This window comes from Aurantiacibacter rhizosphaerae (genome assembly GCF_009807005.1).
In the GTDB taxonomy this organism is placed as follows: Bacteria; Pseudomonadota; Alphaproteobacteria; order Sphingomonadales; family Sphingomonadaceae; genus Alteraurantiacibacter; species Alteraurantiacibacter rhizosphaerae.
Window position 1 is genome coordinate 163,211 of sequence record NZ_WUBR01000002.1, and the last position, 15,383, is coordinate 178,593.

General features: G+C 60.2%; 17 protein-coding genes. All 17 read left to right on the forward strand.

Annotated features, from left to right (window positions below; all coding sequences use genetic code 11):
- The first annotated feature begins 84 nt into the window (after nt 1-84).
- The 17 genes from GRF63_RS08265 to nuoN are packed head-to-tail and all read left to right on the forward strand — an operon-like array spanning nt 85 to nt 15,382.
- Nucleotides 85-558, forward strand: a complete 474-nt coding sequence (locus tag GRF63_RS08265; protein ID WP_160486279.1) for a NuoB/complex I 20 kDa subunit family protein — start codon at nt 85-87, stop codon at nt 556-558.
- A gap of 14 nt (nt 559-572) precedes the next feature.
- Nucleotides 573-1,424, forward strand: coding sequence for an NADH-quinone oxidoreductase subunit C (locus tag GRF63_RS08270; protein ID WP_160485561.1), 852 nt, complete (start codon nt 573-575; stop codon nt 1,422-1,424).
- On the forward strand, nt 1,421-2,635 hold the full coding sequence (locus tag GRF63_RS08275; RefSeq protein ID WP_160485562.1) for an NADH-quinone oxidoreductase subunit D: 1,215 nt from the start codon (nt 1,421-1,423) through the stop codon (nt 2,633-2,635). The genes GRF63_RS08270 and GRF63_RS08275 overlap by 4 nt, the downstream gene beginning before the upstream one ends.
- Nucleotides 2,632-2,820, forward strand: coding sequence for a hypothetical protein (locus GRF63_RS08280; RefSeq protein ID WP_160485563.1), 189 nt, complete (start codon nt 2,632-2,634; stop codon nt 2,818-2,820). Before GRF63_RS08275 ends, GRF63_RS08280 begins: the two co-directional genes overlap by 4 nt.
- A complete protein-coding gene (gene nuoE, locus GRF63_RS08285; RefSeq protein ID WP_160485564.1) occupies nt 2,807-3,475 on the forward strand; it encodes an NADH-quinone oxidoreductase subunit NuoE in 669 nt (222 codons plus the stop codon). The genes GRF63_RS08280 and nuoE overlap by 14 nt, the downstream gene beginning before the upstream one ends.
- A complete protein-coding gene (locus GRF63_RS16375; protein WP_202131740.1) occupies nt 3,475-3,618 on the forward strand; it encodes a hypothetical protein in 144 nt (47 codons plus the stop codon). The genes nuoE and GRF63_RS16375 overlap by 1 nt, the downstream gene beginning before the upstream one ends.
- A complete protein-coding gene (locus GRF63_RS08290; RefSeq protein WP_160485565.1) occupies nt 3,615-3,815 on the forward strand; it encodes a hypothetical protein in 201 nt (66 codons plus the stop codon). The genes GRF63_RS16375 and GRF63_RS08290 overlap by 4 nt, the downstream gene beginning before the upstream one ends.
- Entirely contained in the window at nt 3,805-5,097 is a 1,293-nt protein-coding gene (nuoF, locus tag GRF63_RS08295; protein WP_160485566.1) for an NADH-quinone oxidoreductase subunit NuoF, read from the forward strand. Before GRF63_RS08290 ends, nuoF begins: the two co-directional genes overlap by 11 nt.
- Nucleotides 5,094-5,840, forward strand: coding sequence for a hypothetical protein (locus GRF63_RS08300; protein WP_160485567.1), 747 nt, complete (start codon nt 5,094-5,096; stop codon nt 5,838-5,840). Before nuoF ends, GRF63_RS08300 begins: the two co-directional genes overlap by 4 nt.
- Nucleotides 5,840-7,828 carry an NADH-quinone oxidoreductase subunit NuoG gene (nuoG, locus tag GRF63_RS08305; protein WP_160485568.1) on the forward strand — a complete coding sequence of 663 codons (1,989 nt, stop codon included), beginning with the start codon at nt 5,840-5,842 and terminating at the stop codon, nt 7,826-7,828. The genes GRF63_RS08300 and nuoG overlap by 1 nt, the downstream gene beginning before the upstream one ends.
- Nucleotides 7,825-8,877 (forward strand): NADH-quinone oxidoreductase subunit NuoH, encoded by a 1,053-nt coding sequence (nuoH, locus tag GRF63_RS08310; RefSeq protein ID WP_160485569.1) that lies wholly within the window; start codon nt 7,825-7,827, stop codon nt 8,875-8,877. The genes nuoG and nuoH overlap by 4 nt, the downstream gene beginning before the upstream one ends.
- Entirely contained in the window at nt 8,874-9,359 is a 486-nt protein-coding gene (gene nuoI / locus GRF63_RS08315) for an NADH-quinone oxidoreductase subunit NuoI (RefSeq protein ID WP_160485570.1), read from the forward strand. Before nuoH ends, nuoI begins: the two co-directional genes overlap by 4 nt.
- Before the next feature lie 41 nt (nt 9,360-9,400).
- Entirely contained in the window at nt 9,401-10,021 is a 621-nt protein-coding gene (locus GRF63_RS08320) for an NADH-quinone oxidoreductase subunit J (protein ID WP_160486280.1), read from the forward strand.
- Nucleotides 10,018-10,323: an NADH-quinone oxidoreductase subunit NuoK gene (gene nuoK / locus GRF63_RS08325; RefSeq protein WP_160485571.1), complete on the forward strand. Its 306-nt coding sequence runs from the start codon at nt 10,018-10,020 to the stop codon at nt 10,321-10,323. Before GRF63_RS08320 ends, nuoK begins: the two co-directional genes overlap by 4 nt.
- Before the next feature lie 3 nt (nt 10,324-10,326).
- Nucleotides 10,327-12,387, forward strand: coding sequence for an NADH-quinone oxidoreductase subunit L (gene nuoL, locus GRF63_RS08330; protein WP_160485572.1), 2,061 nt, complete (start codon nt 10,327-10,329; stop codon nt 12,385-12,387).
- A complete protein-coding gene (locus GRF63_RS08335) occupies nt 12,387-13,919 on the forward strand; it encodes an NADH-quinone oxidoreductase subunit M (RefSeq protein WP_160485573.1) in 1,533 nt (510 codons plus the stop codon). Before nuoL ends, GRF63_RS08335 begins: the two co-directional genes overlap by 1 nt.
- Nucleotides 13,919-15,382 carry an NADH-quinone oxidoreductase subunit NuoN gene (gene nuoN / locus GRF63_RS08340; protein ID WP_160485574.1) on the forward strand — a complete coding sequence of 488 codons (1,464 nt, stop codon included), beginning with the start codon at nt 13,919-13,921 and terminating at the stop codon, nt 15,380-15,382. Before GRF63_RS08335 ends, nuoN begins: the two co-directional genes overlap by 1 nt.
- Nucleotide 15,383: the final 1 nt, after the last annotated feature.

A 15,383-nucleotide genomic window follows, 5' to 3' on the forward strand; every position in this document is an offset into this window, starting at 1 on the left:
GATTCGTCCAACCCCGCGCTGGCAACTGCGCCCACTGCCCAGGGCGGTGAGGTGAAGCAGCCCGATGCGGACTATTTCAACGCGATGCAGACAGAGGTGAACGACAAGGGTTTCCTCGTCACCAGCACCGAAGACCTGTTCCAGTGGGCACGCACGGGCTCGCTGTGGTGGATGACCTTTGGTCTCGCCTGCTGCGCGGTGGAGATGATCCACGTCAACATGCCGCGTTATGATATGGAGCGTTTCGGCGTCGCCCCACGCGCCAGCCCGCGCCAGTCGGACGTGATGATCGTGGCCGGCACGCTATGCAACAAGATGGCCCCGGCACTGCGCCGCGTTTACGACCAGATGTCGGAACCGAAATACGTGATTTCGATGGGCAGCTGCGCAAATGGCGGCGGCTACTATCACTACAGCTATTCCGTGGTGCGTGGCTGCGATCGCATCGTTCCGGTGGATATCTACATCCCCGGCTGCCCTCCCACGGCAGAGGCGCTGCTGTACGGCGTGATGCAATTGCAGCGCAAAATCCGCCGCGTCGGCACGATTGAGCGTTGAGGAGCGAATAGCTGATGGCAAAAGTCCTGCATTCCGCTCCGCGTTACGCAACCAATGATGGCGTGCGCGATACGCTTGTCTCCGCCCTGGGCGACATTGCTGTCGACGCGCGCGAGGAATTTGGTGAGATCTCGATCACGGTAAAGCGCGAAGGCATCGAGGATGCCCTGCGCCTGCTGCGTGATGAGCATGATTACCAGCAGCTGATGGAAATCGCCGGTGCCGATTATCCAAGCCGTCCAGAGCGGTTTGAAGTCGTGTACATGCTGCTGAGCCTCACGAAGAACCACCGCATCATGGTGAAGCTTTCGACGGATGAGGCGACGCCCGTTCCCACGGTCACCACATTGTGGCCCGTGGCTGGCTGGCTGGAACGCGAAGTTTTCGACATGTATGGCGTTACCTTCGACGGCAACACCGATCTTCGCCGCATCCTGACCGATTACGGTTTTGAAGGGCATCCCTTCCGCAAGGATTTCCCGCTGACGGGCTATACAGAGCTGCGCTATTCAGAAGAGGAAAAGCGCGTTGTGTATGAGCCGGTGGAACTGGCGCAGGATTTCCGCAGCTTCGATTTTACCTCGCCTTGGGAAGGCGCGGATTACGTGCTGCCGGGTGATGAGAAGGCCGATGCTCCGCCCGTGGACGAGCCCAAGACCACCGGAAGCCCCAAGCAGACCGGCGCAGGCGCGAAGGCCGATGAGAAGGCGGCAAAGACCGTGAGCGCAGGCTCCCCTGCCGAGAAAGAAACCGGCACGAAGGACGCAGGCGCACCCGAAGCCACGGAGAACCAGCCCGACCGCGAGCCGAGCAAGGGCGACGTGCATGACACCAAAGGCGCGACAGAGCCGGAGGACAAGGAATGAGCGGCCTCACATACGAGCAATCCCCCACCACAGACGGTGAGGAGATCTCCAACTACACGATCAACTTCGGCCCGCAGCACCCTGCCGCGCACGGCGTTCTGCGCATGGTGATGGAGCTGGACGGCGAGATCATCGAACGTATCGATCCGCACGTCGGCCTGCTGCATCGCGGCACCGAGAAGCTGATCGAATACAAGACCTATCTGCAGGCGCTGCCGTATTTCGACCGACTCGATTACTGTTCCCCGCTGGCGCAGGAGTATTCCTACGTTCTCGCCATCGAGAAGCTGCTGAATGTGGAAGTGCCGGAGCGCGCGCAATATCTGCGCGTGCTGTTCGCGGAGCTGACCCGCATCTGCAACCACATGCTGAACATTGGTGCGCATGTGATGGACGTGGGCGCGATGACGCCAAACCTCTGGGTGTTCGAGCTGCGCGAAGACTGCATGAACTTCTTCGAGCGTGCCTCCGGCGCGCGCATGCATGCCGCATGGTTCCGCCCCGGCGGTGTGCATCAGGATGTGCCGCTGAAGCTGCTGACCGACATTGGTGACTGGGTGGACGGACGTCTGCCAGAACTGTTCGGCGATGCGATGAGCCTGGTTCTCGACAATCGCATCTTCAAGCAGCGCAATGTGGATATCGCGCATGTCAGCAAGGAAGATGCCATTGCGTGGGGCTTCTCCGGCCCGATGATCCGCGCCGCCGGCGTTCCGTGGGATCTGCGCAAGTCGCAGCCCTATGACGTGTACGACCGGATGAATTTCGAGATTCCCATCGGCACCAATTCCGATTGCTACGATCGCTTCATGGTGCGCGTGAAGGAAGTTTACGAAAGCGCGAAGATCATCAAGCAATGCCTGGCAGAGATGCCCGAAGGCCCGATCGCCTCCGAAGATCGCAAGGTCGCGCCGCCAAAACGTGCCGAGATGAAGCAGTCGATGGAAGCGCTGATCCATCACTTCAAGCTCTACACCGAAGGCTTCCACGTGCCTGCTGGCGAAGTCTATGTCGCGACCGAAAGCCCCAAGGGCGAATTCGGCGTCTACCTGGTCAGCGACGGATCGAACAAACCCTATCGCTGCAAGATCCGCCCCACGGCGTTCTCGCACCTCCAGGCAATGGACTTCATGTGCAAGGGCCACATGCTGCCCGATGCAACCGCCATCCTCGGCGCGATCGACGTGGTGTTCGGGGAGTGTGACCGGTGATCCTGCGCGAAGTGTTTATCCTTGTTGCAGCCTTCGCCGCCTTCGCATCGGCAATCGCAGCATATCTCGCTGCGTTTCATGGCGAGGTGACGGTGAAAGAAGTGCTTTCTACCGCCTTTGCCGCGGTGATCGGCCTGTATGTGGGCCGCTATATCGAACGGAGGCTGGCTGATGGCCGCGCGTAATATCGCCCCCGATACGCCCGAACTGCGCGCGCAGTACGATGGCTGGAGCTTCACGGACGCAAACCGTGAAAAGGCCGACTGGCATATCAAAAAATATCCCGAAGGCCGCCAGAAAAGCGCGGTTATGCCGCTGCTGGATCTGGCGCAGCGCCAGGTGGGTGCGGAAACCAATACGCAGGGCTGGTTGCCGCTGCCGGTGATGGAATACATCGCCGATTATCTCGACATGCCGGTGATCCGCGTGCTGGAGGTGGCCACCTTCTACACCATGTATAACCTAGAACCGGTGGGCAAATTCCACGTTCAGGTATGCGGCACCACGCCCTGCATGCTGCGCGGTTCGGATGATCTGATCGCCGCGTGCAAGCAGCGCGGGATGAAGGCCGGTCACGTTTCCGACGAGGGCCTGTGGTCCTTCACCGAGGTGGAGTGCATGGGCAATTGCGCCACGGCGCCGATGGTGCAGATCAACGATGACAATTTCGAGGATCTGACGGCAGAGCGTCTGGACGCGGTTCTGGATGCGCTTGCCGCGGGCGAGCAGCCCAAGGCCGGCACACAGGAGCCGGGCCGCCATACGTCGGAGCCTTCGGGCGGACCGACGACATTGAAGGAAATGGTCGACGCCAATCACGACTATCGGGGTGAATGGTAGTGGATCAGGTCATCCCCATCCTGATCGCCGTCGTGCTGATCTTCATCGCGTGGAAGGTGCTGAAAGGCATCGTGAAAACCGTTGCGCTGGTGGTGATCCTGGCCGTGGTGGCGTTCTGGGTGTTTGGAGGGATGATGGCATGATCGACAAGCTTGTCCTGCGCCAGATTGCCCGTGTCGGCCTTGCCGTTGCAAGCCTCAGCTTCATCGGCGGCGGCGTGCTGATCTTCCTTGGTGCGGACAGGATTGGCGACGGATTGATGATTTTTGGCGGAGTGGCACTGCTGATCTTCGCCCTATTGCTGGCGAGAACGCCGACAGGAGACAAAGATGCTGGCTGACAAGGATCGCATCTTCACCAATCTTTACGGGTTCCAGGATTGGGGCCTGAAAGCTGCGCAACAGCGCGGTGATTGGGACAATACCAAGGATTTGATCGCGCGCGGCAATGATTCCATCATTGACGAGATGAAGGCATCCGGCCTGCGCGGCCGCGGTGGCGCGGGCTTCCCCACCGGCATGAAATGGTCTTTCATGCCCAAGGAAAGCAAGGATGGCCGTCCGTCCTTCCTAGTGATCAATGCCGACGAATCGGAGCCTGGCAGCTGCAAGGATCGCGAGATCATTCGCCACGATCCGCACAAGCTGATCGAAGGCGCCCTGATCGCCGGTTTCGCCATGCGGGCAAGGGCGGCCTACATATACATCCGCGGTGAATATATCCGCGAAGCCGAGGTTCTGCAGGCCGCCATCGAGGAGGCGTACGACGCTGGCCTGATCGGCAAGAACGCCAGCGGCAGCGGCTATGATTTCGACGTCTTTATGCACCGCGGGGCAGGCGCCTATATTTGCGGTGAAGAAACCGCGATGATCGAGAGCCTTGAAGGCAAGAAGGGCCAGCCCCGCCTGAAGCCGCCGTTCCCCGCAGGTGCCGGTCTCTATGGCTGCCCCACCACGGTGAACAATGTGGAAAGCATCGCCGTGGTGCCCACGATCCTACGCCGCGGCGGCGCATGGTTCGCCAGCTTCGGCCGTGAAGGCAATGCGGGCACCAAGCTGTTCCAGATCAGCGGCCATGTGGAAAAGCCCTGCGTGGTGGAGGAGGCGATGAGCATCCCCTTCCGCGAACTGATCGAAAAGCACGCAGGCGGCATTCGCGGCGGATGGGACAATTTGCTGGCCGTAATCCCCGGCGGTTCCTCCGTTCCGCTGGTGCCGGCAGAGCAGATCATGGACGCCCCGATGGATTTCGACGGGCTGAAGGAAGTGGGTTCTGGCCTCGGCACGGCCGCCGTTATCGTGATGGACAAGTCCACTGATATCGTGCGCGCCATCAGCCGCATCTCCTATTTCTACAAGCACGAAAGTTGCGGCCAGTGCACGCCATGCCGCGAAGGCACGGGCTGGATGTGGCGCGTGATGGAACGGCTGCGCGTGGGCGAAAGCAGCTCCAGAGAAATCGACATGCTGTATGAAGTCACCAAGCAGGTGGAAGGCCACACGATCTGCGCGCTGGGCGATGCCGCCGCATGGCCGATCCAGGGCCTGCTCAAGCATTTCCGGCCTGAACTCGAACGCCGCATTGAAGAGCGTGAGAATGCCATGCCGGAGGCGGCGGAATGATCCGTTCAACTTGTCTTGCAGCGGCTGCTACCCTTGCCCTGTCCAGTGTTCCCGCGCAGGCGCAGGACGCTCGCGAAAACAACAACGGCTTGCAGACCGGCACCCGTTTTGAGCGTGAGCCGGAAACCCCCGATGCTGCCAAGGGGCGCTGGATGCAGAAACGCGTGGCAAATTGCGTGTTTAATCGCGACAAGGATGCGGTGCGCGAAATCCTGGCGAACAGTGATTTCTACTCGATCCAGTTCGACAGCATCGACTCCGATCCTGAAACCCTGTTTGACGATCTGAATGTGGAACACTGCATCGGTCGCCTGATGCGCGGGGCCGACAACAGGGTCTATCATACATACATGCAAATCCAGTATTCGACATTGCGCAATCTGCTTGCCGAAGAAGCCTATCTGCAGGATTTCGATGGGCCGCCGGCTGTCGGTGCCGACACAGCGCAGCACATTGCCGAACGTTTTGACGGCCGCGCCGTCCATCCGCAAATTTCCACGATGGCATCAATGGTCGATTGCATGACCTATCGCGCCGGTGCGCAAACCCATGCACTGCTGCGGGCGCGGCCGGGCTCCGACGATGAAGAAGAGGCGATCAATGCCCTTGGTCCGGTAATCGTGTCTTGCGCCAACACCAACGAGGATCAGTTGCAAATTCCAACCTCGCTCATTCGCCAGATGGCCGCTGACGGTCTCTGGTCGCGTAGCTACTACGGCTCCACCGCCGCAGGAGAGGGCTAATGCCGACAGTCAAAGTAGACGGACAGGAAATCGCGGTTCCGGACGGCGCCACCGTGCTCCAGGCTTGCGAGCTTGCAGGCAAGGAAATCCCGCGTTTCTGCTATCACGAGCGCCTGAGCATCGCTGGCAACTGCCGCATGTGCCTGGTGGAAGTGAAGCCCGGCCCGCCCAAGCCGCAGGCGAGCTGCGCGCTGCCCGCGACAGAGGGGCAGGAAATCCGCACCGACAGCGAGATGGTGAAGACCGCGCGCGAAGGCGTGATGGAATTCCTGCTGATCAACCACCCGCTCGATTGCCCGATCTGCGATCAGGGCGGCGAGTGTGATCTGCAGGACCAGAGCCTGATGTATGGCCGCGGTGCCACGCGCTATCACGAGAACAAGCGCGCCGTGACCGAGAAGTTCATGGGTCCGCTGATCAAGACGGTGATGACCCGCTGCATCCATTGCACCCGCTGCGTCCGCTTCTCCGAGGAGATCGCCGGCGTGGACGAAATCGGCGCGCTATATCGCGGCGAGGACATGCAGATCACAACTTATCTGGAGCAGGCGGCCAAGCACGAGCTTTCCGCCAATGTGATCGACCTTTGCCCGGTCGGCGCGCTCACCAGCGGCCCATATGCGTACGAATCGCGTCCATGGGAGCTGAAGAAGACCATGGGCATCGACGTGTCCGATGCGGTTGGCTCCAACATTCGGATCGACAGCCGCGGACGCGAAGTGCTGCGTGTGTTGCCGCGCATCAATGATGACGTGAACGAGGAATGGATCTCGGACAAGGCGCGCTACCAGGTCGATGGCCTGACGCGCCGCCGTCTCGACAAGGTCTGGATCCGCAAGCGTGGCAAGCTGGAACAGGCCAGCTGGGACGAGGCCTTCAAGGCCATCGCCAAGGCAAAGCCGGGCAAAGGCATTGCTGCCATCGCTGGCGATCTGGTGGATTGCGAAACGATGTTTGCGGCCAAGGCGCTGCTGAAGGCGGCGGGCTCCAAACTGTTCGAAAGCCGTCAGACGGGGATGGACTATGATGTGTCCAACCTGGCGGCCGTCAATTTCAACAGCACCTTTGCCGGTATAGAGGAGGCACAGGCCATCCTTATCGTCGGCAGCCAAATACGCTGGGAAGCGCCGCTGATCAATGTTCGCCTGCGCAAGGCGGTGAAGCGCGGGGCCAAGGTGTTCGTAGTTGGTCCTGAGTGGGATACGACTTATCCTGCTGAATTCCTTGGCGAAGATGTTCGAGTATTGGGCAATCTGCCCGCGCATGTGAGCGACGCGTTCAATGATGCGGAGAATTCCGCCGTCATTCTGGGCGCAGGTGGCTTTGCCGCCGGGGCGCACGGTGCGGCGATGGCTGCGGCCAGCACGCTGGGCGCAACCTTCAACGCCCTGCACACAGCAGCAGCGCGCATGGGCGCTCTGATGCTGGGCTTTGCCAGCAAGGGCGGAATTGCTGATATCGTGGCCGCCAAGCCGAAGGTCGTGCTGGCCCTGGGCGCGGATGAAGTGGACTGGAGCCAGTTTGCAGACAGTCTGAAGGTCTTCATCGGCCATCACGGGGACAAGGGTGCGCATGCCGCAGACATCATTCTGCCGGCCTCCGCCTACACCGAAAAGGCTGGCACTTACGTCAACACCGAGGGCCGCGTGCAGTTTGCCGACAAGGCGATCTTCGCCCCCGGCGATGCTCGCGAAGACTGGACAATCCTGCGCGCGCTGGCCGATGCGCTGGGTGTGAACGTCGGTTTCGACAGTTTTGACCAGCTGCGCGCTGCGATGGTGAAGGACGTGCCCGCATTGGGTGAGGAAGGGCTGGCCGATTATGGCGCCATGCCATCCGCCCCGGCAGGCGCCTCTGCATCGGGCTCGCTCGGCTATCCCATCAAGGATTTCTACCTCACCAATTCCATCGCCCGCGCCAGCGTGGTGATGCAGCGGTGCTCGGATGAATTGATCCATGGCGATACGATGAAGGAGGCCGCGGAATGACCGAGTTCTTCATCTCGCTTGGCATGGATGCGACCTGGGCAATCGTCGTCGCGTCTATCTGTGGCATCCTGCTGATCGCATTGCCGCTGATGCTGGCCGTGGCCATGATCATCTACGTGGATCGCAAGGTGTGGGCGGCGATCAACCTGCGCCGTGGACCCAATGTGGTCGGCCCGTTCGGGCTGCTGCAAAGTTTTGCCGATGGTCTGAAGGTGTTCCTGCAGGAAACCATCATTCCCAGCGCCTCCAACAAGGGTATCTTCCTGCTTGCGCCGATCATCACCTTCACGGTGGCGCTGGTGGCATGGGCGGTGATCCCCTTTGATGCTGGCGTGGTACTGGCGGATATCAATGTCGGCCTGCTCTATATTCTCGCGATCAGTTCGCTGTCGGTTTACGGCGTGACGATGGCGGGCTGGGCGTCCAACTCCAAATACCCGTTCTTCTCGGCCATGCGTGCCGCTGCGCAGATGATTTCCTATGAAGTCTCCATCGGCTTCATCCTCGTCTGCGTGGTGCTGTATGCAGGCACCTTCAACCTCTCGGCTATCGTGGAGATGCAACGCGGCCACGGGTTCGGCTTCGTCAACGGCTATTGGTTCAACCTGTTGCTGTTCCCGATGTGGGTGGTGTTCTTCATCTCCAGCCTGGCCGAAACGCAGCGCGTTCCCTTCGACCTTACCGAGGCGGAGAGCGAGTTGGTGGCTGGCTATCAGACCGAATATTCCTCCATGGCCTTCGCACTCTTCTGGCTGGGTGAATATGCCAACATCCTGCTGATGTGCGCGCTCAACACGCTGCTGTTCTTCGGTGGCTGGCTGCCTCCTGTGGAAATCGAATTCCTCTACTGGGTGCCGGGTATCGTCTGGTTTCTGCTGAAAACCTTCTTCTTCTTCTTCATGTTCAGCTGGGTGATGGCGACCGTACCGCGCTATCGCTATGACCAGTTGATGCGACTTGGCTGGAAGGTGTTCCTGCCGATGAGCCTCATCTTCGTGGTCGTGATCTCCGGCTGGCTGATGCTAACACGTTATGGAGGTGCGGCATGACCGTCGCCCATCTGATAAAATCGTTCACCCTATGGGAATTCCTGAAGGCGCACGCCCTCACGCTGAAGTATTTCTTCAAGCCCAAGGTGACGATCAACTATCCGTTCGAAAAGAACCCGCTTTCCCCACGTTTCCGCGGTGAGCATGCGCTGCGTCGCTATCCCAACGGGGAAGAGCGCTGCATTGCCTGCAAGCTGTGCGAGGCGGTATGCCCGGCGCAGGCGATCACCATCGAGAGTGAGCCGCGCAGCGACGGCAGCCGCCGCACGACGCGCTATGACATCGACATGACCAAGTGCATCTATTGCGGCTTCTGCCAGGAAGCTTGTCCGGTGGATGCCGTGGTGGAAGGGCCGAACTTCGAATACGCGACCGAAACGCGCGAAGAACTGCTTTACGACAAGGCAAAACTGCTGGCGAACGGGGACAAGTGGGAGCGGGCAATCGCCGCGAACCTTGAAGCCGACGCGCCCTACCGCTAACCGCGCCGCAAGACTCGACACGCGATGATATCTAGGGGTTCATTTTGACCGTCTTCGCTTTCTATCTGTTTGCCGCATTGATGCTCGCTTCCGGCGCGCTCACTATCTTTGCGCGCAACCCGGTGCATTCCGTGCTCTGGCTCATCCTCGCCTTCTTCAACGCGGCGGGCCTGATGGTGCTCGTCGGGGCTGAATTCCTGGCGATGCTGCTGGTGGTGGTCTACGTGGGCGCCGTCGCCGTGCTGTTCCTGTTCGTGGTGATGATGCTGAACATCGATTTTGCCGAAATGCGCGCAGGCTTCATGAAGAACGCGCCGCTGGGCGTGGCCATCGCGGTGATCCTGCTGGCAGAGCTGGTGCTGGGCATCGGTGCCTATCGCGCCGGCAAGATTGCCCTTGGCACGCCCGATGGCAGCGCTGCGCCGCTGGTGGGTGAAAGCAATGTCGAAAACCTGGGAGCGCTGCTTTACGGCAATTACCTGTTCCTGTTCGAAACCGCCGGCATCATCCTGCTGGTGGCCATGGTGGGTGCCATCGTGCTGACCCACCGTGAACAGCGCAGCACGCGCGGCCATCAGGACATTGCAAAGCAGAACGCGCGCAACCCCAATGAGGCGACGCGCAATGTCAGTCCCGAAGTGGGCAAGGGGGTCGAGCTATGATCGGCATCGAACATTATCTCGTGGTGAGTTCTATCCTGTTCGTCATCGGCGTGCTGGGTATCTTCCTCAACCGCAAGAACATCATCATCATCCTGATGGCGATTGAACTGATCCTGCTGTCGGTGAATTTGAACCTCGTCGCTTTCAGTGCCTATCTGAACGATCTGACCGGGCAGGTCTTCGCCATGTTCGTACTCACCGTGGCAGCGGCAGAAGCTGCCATCGGCCTCGCCATTCTCGTGACCTATTTCCGTAACCGCGGCACCATCGCGGTGGACGACGTAAACCGGATGAAGGGATAGACCTTGAACTCGATCCTTATCATCGTTTTCGCGCCGCTTCTGGCCGCGATCATCGCCGGGCTGGGTGGCCGCCTGATGGGCCACACCGCCGCCAAGGTGTTGACCACGGGCGCGCTGTTCCTGGCTTGTGGCCTTAGCTGGCCGATCTTCCTGTCGTTTATCGGTGGCGATGCGCAGGCCAGCGTCACGCCCGTGCTGACGTGGGTGCAATCGGGTGACATGTCATTCGACTGGGCGCTGCGTGTCGATACGCTGACGGCTATTATGCTGGTGGTAATCACCACCGTTTCCGCGCTCGTCCACCTCTATAGCTGGGGCTATATGGAGGAAGATCCGGACCAGAGCCGCTTCTTCGCCTATCTCTCGCTGTTCACCTTCGCCATGCTGATGCTGGTGACGGCTAACAATTTGGTACAGATGTTCTTCGGGTGGGAAGGCGTGGGCCTTGCCAGCTATCTGCTGATCGGCTTCTGGTACAAGAAGCCTTCCGCCAATGCCGCCGCAATCAAGGCTTTCGTGGTGAACCGCGTGGGCGACCTTGGCTTCATGCTCGGCATCTTCGGCACATTCCTGGTGTTCCAGACCACCAGCATTCCCGAAATTCTTGCCGCAGCCTCTGCGATGCAGGGCAGCACCATCACCTTCATGGGCGCTCGCTGGGATACGATGACAATCATCTGCCTGCTGCTGTTCGTGGGTGCGATGGGCAAATCCGCGCAGTTGGGCCTGCACACCTGGCTACCGGACGCGATGGAAGGCCCGACGCCTGTTTCCGCCCTGATCCATGCCGCCACCATGGTGACCGCGGGCGTATTCATGGTGTGCCGTCTTTCGCCGATGTTCGAAGCTGCGCCGGATGCGCTGGCCGTCGTCACAGTGGTTGGCGCTGCCACCTGCTTCTTTGCTGCAACGATCGGCACCACGCAGTGGGATATCAAGCGCGTGATCGCCTATTCCACCTGTTCGCAGCTTGGCTACATGTTCTTTGCCGCAGGCGTGGGTGCCTATGGTGCGGCCATGTTCCACCTGTTCACGCACGCCTTCTTCAAGGCCCTGCTGTTCCTTGGTGCAGGCTCGGTCATCCATGCCATGCATCATGAGCAGGACATGCGGTATTACGGCGGCCTGCGGAAGCAGATCCCCGTCACCTTCTGGGCGATGATGTTCGGCACGCTGGCGATTACCGGCGTGGGTGTTTACCACCTCGGCGCAGGCTTTGCTGGGTTCTGGTCGAAGGATGCCATCCTCGAAGTCGCATATGCATCGGCGGGTGAATATTCATCGCTGGCCTTCTGGCTTGGCACGATCGCCGCGCTGCTCACCAGTTTCTACAGCTGGCGCCTGATGTTCCTCACCTTCTGGGGCAAGCCGCGCTGGATCGAGAGCGAGCATATCCAGCACGCCGTCCACCACGGGCATGACGAGCCGGACGAGGCGAACCCCGCTTCTCAGGAAGATGCAGGCCATGACGTGACGCATGCCGTGCCGGATCCAAAGCATGGTGACGGAACCGGCGGATACCATCCGCATGAAAGCCCGATTGCCATGCTCATTCCGCTATTGGTGCTCAGCATCGGTGCAATCTTTGCAGGACAGGTGTTCCACGATGCCTTCCTCGATCAGCCCGGCTTCTGGAACGGCTCCATCGCCTATAATGAGCACCTGATGCACGCCATGCACGAGGTTCCGACGCTGGTGAAATATGCCGCGCTTATCGTGATGGTGCTGGGCTTTGTCGGCGCCTGGTATGCATACATCCGCAACACAAGCGTTCCGCGCCAGACAGCGGAGCAGCTTGGCCCGGTCTATCGCTTCGTTCTGAACAAGTGGTATTTCGACGAGCTTTACAACTTCATCTTCGTGAAGCCTGCCTTCTGGCTCGGCCGCATCTTCTGGAAGAAGGGTGACGAGGGCACGATCGATCGCTTCGGCCCCAACGGCGTCGCCTGGGTCGTGTCGCAGGGCAGCGGTTTTGCGAAGAAAGTCCAGTCCGGTTATCTTACGAGTTACGCCCTGATCATGCTGCTTGGCCTTGTCGCCGCTATCACCTGGGTGCTGTTCTGATGGGCGGCTTTCCTATCCTCTCCGTCATGATGCTGGTGCCCCTGCTGGGGGCCATCGCCTGCCTGTTCATGGACGCAAAGCCCGCGCGCATGGTGGCGCTGCTGGCCACGCTGATCGATCTGGCGCTGGGCATCGTGCTTTGGGCCAATTACGATATCGGCGGCGCGCAGTGGCAGTTTACTGAAAGCGCGGGCCTGTTCGCAGGGTTCGAATATGCGCTCGGCATTGATGGCATTGCCCTGATGCTGATCATGCTCAGCGTTTTCCTGATGCCCATCTGCATCGGCGCAAGCTGGGAAGCCATTACCAAGCGCGTGGGAGAATACATGGCGGCCTTCCTGCTGATGGAAGTGCTGATGATCGGCGTGTTCGCCGCGCAGGATATCTTCCTGTTCTACATCTTCTTCGAAGCTGGCCTGATCCCGATGTATCTGATCATCGGCGTGTGGGGCGGCCAGAACCGTATTTACGCGGCCTACAAGTTCTTCCTCTACACCCTGCTGGGATCGGTACTGATGCTGATCGCCATGCTGTGGATGGTGAACGAGGCCGGCACCAGTTCCGTCCCCGTGCTGATGGAATATGATTTCGCGCCCGAAGCGCAAACCTGGCTGTGGCTCGCATTCTTCGCCAGTTTCGCGGTGAAGATGCCCATGTGGCCGGTGCATACCTGGCTGCCCGATGCCCACGTGCAGGCGCCTACTGCGGGCTCCGTCATCCTGGCAGGCGTGTTGCTGAAACTGGGGGGCTACGGCTTCATCCGTTTCAGTCTGCCGATGTTCCCTGATGCCAGCGCACAGTTCGCCTGGCTGGTGTGGGGCCTTTCCATGATTGCCGTGGTACTCACCAGCCTCATCGCGCTGGTGCAGGCTGACATGAAGAAGCTAATCGCCTACTCGTCGGTTGCCCATATGGCCATCGTGACCGTCGGCCTGTTCGCATTCAACGTGCAGGGCCTGGAAGGCGCGATGATGATCATGCTGGGCCATGGCCTGGTATCCGGCGCATTGTTCCTGTGCGTGGGCGTGATTTACGATCGCCTGCATACGCGTGAGATCGATCGTTACGGCGGCCTTGCCATTAACATGCCGGCCTATGCGGTGTTGTTCATGCTGTTCACCATGGCCAGCGTTGGCCTGCCGGGCACCAGCAACTTCGTGGGTGAGTTCCTTGCACTGGCCGGCATCTATCAGGCCAACAGCTGGGTAGCTTTTGTATGCACCACTGGCATCATCCTTGGTGCGGCATACATGCTGTACCTCTATCGCCGCGTCGTCTTCGGCATTCAGAAGAATGCAGACGCCGCTGCCATGCCCGATCTTTCCGTCCGCGAATATCTGCTGCTTGGCCCGATTGCCGCAGCCGTGTTGTGGATGGGCGTTTATCCTGAAAGCTTCCTTGCTCCCATGCGTGCCGATATCGAACTTCTCGACACCCGTCTTGCTGCGTCCGCCCCTGAGGGCGATGCGCATCTGGCCATCGGGGAAGGCGCACCGCCTGCAGAAGAGCATGCCGAAGGGGGAGCGCACTGATGGACTATTCACAATCACTCGCGCTGGTCCTGCCAGAGATCATTCTCTCGATCTCGGGCCTCATCCTGCTGCTGCTGGCGGCATGGGGCGGTGACAAGGGTGCACGCGTCATTTCCATCGCTTCCGCCGTCGCGCTGGGCGGTGCCTTCGCGCTGGTTGCCGTCGCCGTGTGCAGCGGCGCAGCCGGGCCGGACACCATTGCCTTTGGCGGCCAGTTCCGTGCCGATGCCTTTGCTGGCCTTGCCAAGCTGATGATCTTCGCAGCCAGCGGCGCAGCGCTGGTGGTGGCACCGCGCTATTTTGAGCGGGCAGGGGACATGCGCGCCGAGTTCCCCGTACTGGTGCTGTTTGCCGCACTTGGCATGAGCATTATGGTTTCCGCCGCAGACCTGATGACGCTGTATATCGGTCTGGAGCTGAACTCGCTTTCTGCCTACGTGCTCGCATCCATCCTGCGCGATGATGAGCGTAGCGCTGAGGCGGGCCTGAAATACTTCGTGCTGGGCGGCCTTGCATCCGGCATCCTGCTGTTCGGCATGAGCCTGACCTATGGCTTTGCCGGCACGACAAATTTCAGTGGCATCGCCGTGGCAGTGTCCGATGGGCTTTCCACCGGTCAACTGTTTGGCCTGACCTTCGTAATGGCAGGCCTCGCCTTCAAGATCAGCGCCGCGCCTTTCCATATGTGGACGCCGGACGTTTACGAAGGCGCGCCGACGCCCGTCACCATGTTCTTCGCCAGCGCGCCCAAGGTGGCGGCTGTCGCACTGCTTGCCCGCGTATCGCTGGAAGCCTTTGGCACGCAAGCCGATGCATGGCGCCAGATCGTGATATTCGCTGCGCTGCTTTCCATCGTAATCGGTGCTCTTGGCGCGATCGGACAGCAGAACGTGAAGCGGCTGTTGGCCTATTCCTCGATCAACAACGTGGGCTTCATCCTGATCGGCCTTGCCGCAGGGACGCTGGCGGGTGCCAGTGCGATGATGGTCTACCTCGCCATCTATGTGGTGATGACGATCGGCAGCTTCGTTGCGGTGCTGCTAATGCGCGATGCCAATGGTAACCAGGTGGAGAATATCTCCGACCTGGCAGGACTTTCCACCACCCGTCCGGCGCTGGCGTGGTGCCTGCTGGCGCTGATGTTCAGCCTGGCCGGCATTCCGCCGCTGTTCGGCTTCTGGGGCAAGTTCGTGGTGTTCCAGGCCGTGGTGGAGGCAGACCTTCTCGCCATCGCGGCAATTGGTATTGCCGCCTCGGTTATCGGCGCTTTCTACTACATCAAGATCGTGAAAGTGATGTTCTTCGATGAAGCGGTCGACACGATAAAGGGCGAAAGCGACACCCCGCATTGGGCATTGCTGATCATCTGCGCGGTGCTGATTTCGCCGCTGGGCTATCTGTTGATCGGTCCGCTGGGCAATCTGGCAGACAGGGCCGCAGCCTCGCTGGCCGTCGCGTTCTGAT